Consider the following 7,771-nt stretch of genomic DNA (forward strand, 5'->3'; position numbering starts at 1 on the left):
CACGCTCGAGATCAACGATCTGGACGGTGGCGTGACCAGCCGCGACTTCGTCGTGACCGTGGCCGGCAGCAATGACGCGCCGGTGATCAGTGCGGCATCGGTTGTTGCCGGCGCTGTTTCCGAGAGCGGTGATCTCATGGAGATCAACGAGGCCGGCTTTGGCGGCGGCTTTGGCTCGGATGTGAGCCTGAGCGGCGCCTCGCAGGCGCTTCTGACCGGGCTGCAGGCCGACGGTTCGGGCCTTGAAGCCGCGCTTTCCACAATCACCGGCGAGCTTGGCGATGGGGCCCAGGCGATTGCGGTGATCTGGGATTATCTCGACGAGCATTATGTCAACAGCGGTCCGACGCAGGATCCGATCAACGAGGCCTTCATCCGGCTGGGTGCGGCCTATGCTGGGCTGCTCAAGGCCGGCACGATCAGCTCGCTCGTCGACGTGACGGCGAAGTACACGCCGGACAATGGCGATGCCGGAACTGCGCCGAACCGGGTGCAGAGCCTGCATGACAACCTGCTGGGCAACGTCACCAGCGCAGCGATCTCGCAGCGCTTTGCCGGCGATCCGCAGGAAACCACGCTGACCAACCTGGTCACTGGCATCGACGCCAACCTGCTGACCCGTCCGTACTTCTCGGGCAACGAGGGCACTTCGGATGCGGCGGTGCGGGCCTTCGACATTGCCAATGGCTATGTCGAAGCGGCATCCGGCCAGCTGACGGCCACGGATGTCGATCATAGCGAGACGGCGCTGCTGCAGTGGTCGGGTAATGCGACCGGCAACTACGGCACGTTCTCGATCGGGGCCAACACCGGCGAGTGGGTCTACAAGCTCGACAACGGGCTTGCCTCGACGCAGGAGCTGACCGAGGGGCAGACCGTCACCGAAACCTTCACGGCAACGGTGACCGACCCGCACGGCGCCACCGACACGATCGACGTGACCATCACCATTACCGGCAGCAACGACGCGCCGGTGATCGAGGCGAGCTCGGTTGTTGCCGGTGCTGCGACGGAAGATGCGGATTCGGCCGCGCCGTCGACCGCGATTGCCGACTTTACGGCACTTGACGGTGATATTGCTGCCTTGCTGGCTGCACCGACCTACAATGACGACATGGCTGCCGTGCTGCAGTCGGTGATGACGATGCCGGGTGTGGCGTCGATGGCCGACGCGATTACGGCTGTTTGGCAGCATCTGGATGCGAACTACAGCTCCTACTACGGCAACACCGTCAACGAGGCCTTTGTCCGGCTCGGGCTTGAATATGCCGAGTACATCCAGGGTGGCGGCTCGCCGCTCATCGACGTGATCGCCAAGTTCCAGGCCGACAACAACGGCAACGGCATTCCGCAGCGGTTGCAGAGCCTGCATGACAATCTGCTGGGCAACCTCGATGGGCCTTCGCTGGCCGACAAGTTCCTGCCCTCGCCGCAGGGATCGAACAATGCCGATCCGCAGCCTGCGCTGCATGCCGAACTGACCCAGGCGATCGACGATCTTGGCCTGACCGGCCGGCCGATCTACGGCGGATACGAAGGGCAGGCCAACGCGGCGCTGGCATTCGACCAGGCCCACGGCCTGCTGCCGGCGGCGTCCGGGCAGCTCACGGCCAGCGACGTCGATGCCGGCGAGACGGCGCTGCTGCAGTGGTCGGGCGATGCAACTGGCACCTACGGCAATTTTGCCATCGACGCCGACACCGGCGTGTGGAGCTACTTCGTCAACAACGGTGCAGCGGCAACCCAGGCACTGGCCGCGGGCCAGACCGAAACGGAAACCTTCACGGCAACGGTGACCGACCCGAACGGTGCCACCGACACGATCGACGTGACCATCACCATTACCGGCAGCAATGACGCGCCGGTGATTGCCAGTGCGGACGACACGGGGGCGGTGACCGAGGATGCTGCGGTGCAGACGGCAACCGGCACGGTTGGCTTTAGCGATGTTGACCTGACCGACGATCATGAGGTGACCTCGGCGACGAAGGACGTTCCCTACGGCACGGTGATGGGCGCGTTCTCGGTTGTCGAGACCAGCGACACGACGGGCAGCGGCACCGGCGGTGTTGCAAGCTGGACCTATACGCTCGACAACGCGGCGGCGCAGCAGCTTGCCGCAGGCCAGCAGGTGAGCGAGACCTACACGATCACCATCGACGACCGGAAGGGCGATACCGTCACGCAGGATGTGACCATCACCATTACCGGCAGCAATGACGCGCCGGTGATTACGGATGGTCCTGTCTCAGTGGCCTACAATGAAGCCATTGATGTTGCTGGTGCGACCGGCAAGGGGGCGTTGAGCGGAAGCACGACAGGAGATCTGTTCACTGGCACACTGGCCTTCGACGATGTCGATGTGACGGACATTCAGACATTCCGGGTGGTTTCGGCGTCTGTCATCGCTGGAGCGACCGGGGGCCATAGTCTCAATGATTTCAAGGCGCTGATGAGTGTGGCCGGTTCGGTCTCCTCGACAGAGACGACGACTGGCGGAAGGATCCATTGGACATTCGATAATTCAAGCGACGATCTGTTTGATCACCTCACAGCGACAGAATCGCTTCAGATCGAGTATGTGGTTGAAGTTGCTGACAGCAAGAGCGGCTCGGCTACCCAGTCAATCATGGTGACGATCACAGGTGCCAATGATGTGCTGTTCACTGTCAATGGCGAGACGGTGGACCTGAGCGGCCTGACCGCGGCTGACGCGCAAGACGGCAACTATCTCAATGCCATGGGTGGCGATGACATTGTCATATTGCCAAGCGTCGGGGATGACCTTGCCAGTAAATACGGTGCGGGTAACGTTTTTGATGCTGGTGCAGGCAATGACCGGATCATCGGTGGTGATCTTGCTGACGAGGTCAAGGGTGGCACCGGCGATGACATGATCGACGGTGGCTCCGGAATCGACACTGCGGTTTACACCCAGGTTATCGCGCCTAGCATGGTGGTCTTTGTCGCCGATGCGGATCCGGTCACCGGTGGCAATCAGACTGGCTGGACAGTCACGACCAACGGTGCTGAAGGCACCGATGGTCTGGTTGACGTGGAAGTCATCCGGCATGGAGGCGGTAATATCCTGCTTGTCGGCAATGGCGGATTTGACAGCCTTCAGGCTGCTGTGAATTCGGCGACCGCCGGCGACATCATTATGATCGCGCCCGGCACCTATGTCGGCAACACAACCGTTGACAAGGCTTTGACAATTCTGGGGCCGAATGCCGGAATCGCGGGCAGCGGGGCGCGGTCGGCAGAAGCCCTGATCCAGGGAGAGATCACTGTCACGGCCACAATCGGTACGGTTGTCATCGACGGTCTTGAAATATCCAACCCGAGTGGGCCGGTTGCGCAATTCGATGGCGTGACCGTCGACGGTGGCGCAGATGTTTCCATTGAAAACAGCGTGTTCACGGCAACCAGCACTGGCGCAGCCAATGGCGACCGCGGTATTCATCTGACCGTGAATGCAGCGGGCGCTATCAGCATCTCGAATAACGCTTTCGGTGGCGCAGCGACGGGTCACTACAACACCAACTGGGACCCTGCGATCCTGTCGGCTGGTCCTGGCGATCACCTGACCATTGACAACAACACGTTCGGACCATCTCTGGCGGCGGCGATCCGGCTGGCGATCTATGATGACGCGACCGGTTCGATCTCGGGCAACCTCTTTGCCAAGATCGCCTATGCCCTGCACATCGACGCGATCAATGGCGGCCCCGAGGTCACCAGCATTACCGCTAACGAATTCAACAATGTCATCAACGATATCAATCTCGGCAACGTTTCGTCGGACATTACGATCGACCTGACAGCGACGACAAATTTCTCCAGCTCCGGTGACCTGAATATTACGACCGGCAGCGGCGATGATGGCGTGACCGGCACCAATGGCCGCGATGTCATCAATGGCGGAAATGGCCGCGATATCCTGAATGGCGCGGGAGGCAACGACTCCATCGTTGGCGGCTCGGACGATGACACGCTCAAGGGAGATGGCGGCAACGACACGCTCTTTGGCAATGCGACCAATCTTGGCGTCTCGTCGAACGTTCTGGCGCAGATCGGCGAGAACGACGTCGCCGTCTTCGACGGTGTTGCAACGAATTACAATGTTACCCGTGCAATCGATGGTAGCTGGCGGGTCGAGGATATTGGTGCTGTCGAGACTGACTCGCTGTACGGTATCGAAGGCATAGACTTCGGCAATGATGGCGTCGATCTCAACCTGTTGGCCAACGTTTTCGTGTTTGACGGATCGGGCAACCTGGTCGGGACTTACGGCGGGATTCAGGACGCGATTGCTGCGGACACTACGCTCGACGGTTACACGGTCGAGATTCACGCCGGCACTTATGCCGAGAACCTGTCTGTCACCAAGGCGCTTTCCTTCGTTGGTGTTGGCACTGTCTCGATTGATGCGGCGGCGGACACCGCGGTTAACATCACTGGCGGCACCGGCGACATCTCGTTCGATAACATCGACCTCAACGGCGCCGGCACGGCGGCCACGGGCATCAACATTGCCCCGGGCGCCGGCATCGGTACGCTGACGTTCAACCAGGGCGCGATCTCGGGCTTCATCAGCCGAGGCATCTTTTCCACCGATGACGGCAATCCGGCCTCAACACCTGCAATGGCCGCTCTGGTGGTCAGCAATGCCAGCTTCTCGGCAAATGGCACCGGTTCCGGCAACACGGCAGACGTCAAGCTGTTCGGCTATAATGGCGCTGCGACCTTCCAGACTGTGACCTTTGCCGGTACCACCGGCGTGGTTGGCGCGGCCGGCCGTCCGGACAACGCGGTGGAGATCACCGGCGGGCTGACCGACCCCGACCACGCCAACCCGGTCCCGTTGAACGAGCCGGACATCGGAGAGGTTTCGTTCATCAATGTCACGGTCACGGGCGAATATCACAAGAACCCGATCGCGATCTTCAACTTCGACCAGATCGACGATCTGTCGGTCACCAATCTCAACCTGTCGGGTGCGGTCAGCGACTGGGGTCCGCTGTTCAATATTGACGGCGTTGCCGACGACGTGATCGACGCGTCCGGCTTCACCATCACCCTGCCTGCGGGCTCGGACATCCACACCGAGATCCAGGGCGATAAGACCGGCCAGCCGGCGGTCGACCAGACCATCACCGGCACGTCGGGCAACGACCGGATCATGGGCAAGGGCGGTAACGATATACTGCGCGGCGGCGACGGTGACGACCAGCTCTATGGCGCTGACAAGCCGGGCCAGCCGTACGAAAACGAGATCGGCAACGACACGCTCGAGGGCGGCGCCGGCAACGACGCGCTGATCGGCGGCGGCGGCACCGACACCGCGATCTACAACGGCGTGCTGACGATGGCGAACTTCACGGTGATCGCCGACGCCGATCCGACAGCGGGCGTGATCCCGGGCTGGCAGATCGACGCGACGGCGTTTAGCGAGGGCACCGACACGCTGACCGGCGTGCAGATTGTCGAGGGCACCGATCCCGTGGGTGCGGCAACCGGCCGCTTCCTGCTGGTCGGAAATGGCGGCTACGCCACCATCCAGGACGCGGTCAATGCGGCCGTCGACGGTGACACCGTGCTGATCGCCGAAGGCACCTGGTCGGGTGCGGGCAACGAGAACGTCACCGTCACCAAGGCCATCACCATCGCCGGCATCGGCGCGGTCACTATCGAGGGCCAGATCACGGCATCCGACACGCTCGACGCAGGCCTGAGTTTCGAGAACCTGACGATCGATGCGTCGGGCAACAACTACGGCATCTACGTCACCTCGAACACGACCAACCCGGCGCAATCCTCGGTCACGCTCGACGGCGTCACCATCCATGGCGCCCAGCTCGACGGGTTTGCCTATATCCGGGCCGGAAACGGCTCGACGCCAACGCTCAGCGACACGGTCGGGTCGATCTCGATCCTTGACTCGGAGTTCTACGGCAACGCGACCGAGACTTCGGGTTCGAACGGCCGCGGCGACATCCTGCTCTACGGCTTTAACGGCAACCTGACAGTGAACGGCGTCATCATCCGCGATCCGGCTGCCGGCGCGCAGAAGGCGATCCAGTGGCGCGGCCACCAGGACAACCTCGATGTCGCGGGGATCGGACCTTACGACAACGCCGGCACGCTGACGCTGAACAATCTCGATATCAGCGGCAGCTACGCCCAGGACCTGATTGCGTTCTACCGCATCGCCGAACTCGCAGGGATCTCCATCTCCGATGTGAGCCTCGATGCGAGTGCACCGTGGGGACTGGTCAATTTCGACAGCGTCGGTGGCACGATCGATCTTTCGAGCGGATTCACCGCGCTGATCAACGGCGCGGTAGGTGCTCCGATCACGGTGCTGCAGGGCCTCGCCGGCAATGATTTGCTGACCGGAACCGATGGCAACGATGTCATTCGCGGGCGCGCCGGAGCCGACACGGTTTCGGCCGGCGAGGGCGACGATGTCATTCACTGGTCGGTCAAGGACGGCGCCAACAACGACCAGATTGACGGCGGCATCGGCGGTGAAACCGACGGCGATGTCCTCAGGGTTGTCAACGACAGCGGTGCTGCGCAGACGATCACGCTCGATGCACCGGGCGCCGGGTTCACCGTCAGCGCCGGCAGCGACACGGCCAGTGTGAGCAATGTCGAGGAAGTGGAACTGACGCTTTCGGCTTTCGGCGACACGGTCAACATCACCAGCGACTTTGTCGCTTCTGGTGTTGCGACCTCGACGATCACGATCGAGGGCGGGGCTGGCAACGATACGGTCAACGCTTCTGCGATGACGGGGATTGATCCGAAGTCCAAGGTCGGCATTGCCTTCAACGGCAATGACGGCGACGACACCTTCATCTCCGGCGTCGGCAACGACCGTTTCGTCGGCGGGGGGGGCAACGACACCTATCTCAATAGCGGCGCAAGCACCGGTTTCGCCATCTCCATCGACTCGGCCACCGGCGAGGTGACGATCACCGACACCGACACCGGCGCCCGCGACGATGGCACCGATACCGCACATGTCTCGGTCGAGTTCCTTGAGTTCAGCGACAAGACTTACGACTTGAGCAAACCCGTGCATCTGTTTGATACCAACGACTTGCTGGTCGATACCTACGATACGCTCGCTGCCGCTAACGCAGATGCGGCCGACGGGTACCGGATCAACATCGCCGGAACGATCACCGGCCAGTCGCTGACCATCACGCACGACAATTTGCGCATCGAGGGCGGCGCCGACGATACCGGCAACACCTTCACGCTTGGCGGCGGGGTGACTACGGTGACCCTGCTCGGCGATGCGCCGTTCGACGTGGTCGGCAACAACTCGGCTAACGTGATCACCGGCAATGACGGCGACAACAGCATCCGCGGCAATGGCGGCAACGACACGCTGGACGGCGGCGAGGGCTCGGATACCTACCAGGTCTCGGGCACCGGGCACGGCTACGACAGCTATGACGACACCGGCACCGGGGTTACGGATGTCGACACGATCATGGCCTTGTCGAACAACACCCGCATCGGGCTTGCAGGAGACTTCGGTTCCGGCAACGGCATGGAGGCAATCGACGGCGACGGCAGGACGAATGTCTATGTCTCCGGCGACGGCTCAGCCAATACGCTCGACTTCTCGGGCATGACGCTGACCGACATCGCCTTCATCGATGGCGGCAATGGCGACGACACGATCATCGGCACCAGTGGCAACGATACGATCCGCGGCAATGGCGGCAACGACACGCTGGACGGCGGCGAGGGC

1 protein-coding gene is annotated in these 7,771 nt (G+C 62.1%); it reads left to right on the forward strand.

The genetic code is table 11. The features are described 5' to 3' along the window. The coding region (locus PZ897_RS00005; RefSeq protein WP_275748771.1) for a VCBS domain-containing protein at positions 1-7,771 on the forward strand (7,771 nt) is incomplete at both ends.

It is taken from the genome of Hoeflea sp. YIM 152468 (assembly GCF_029210485.1).
GTDB lineage: Bacteria > Pseudomonadota > Alphaproteobacteria > Rhizobiales > Rhizobiaceae > Hoeflea.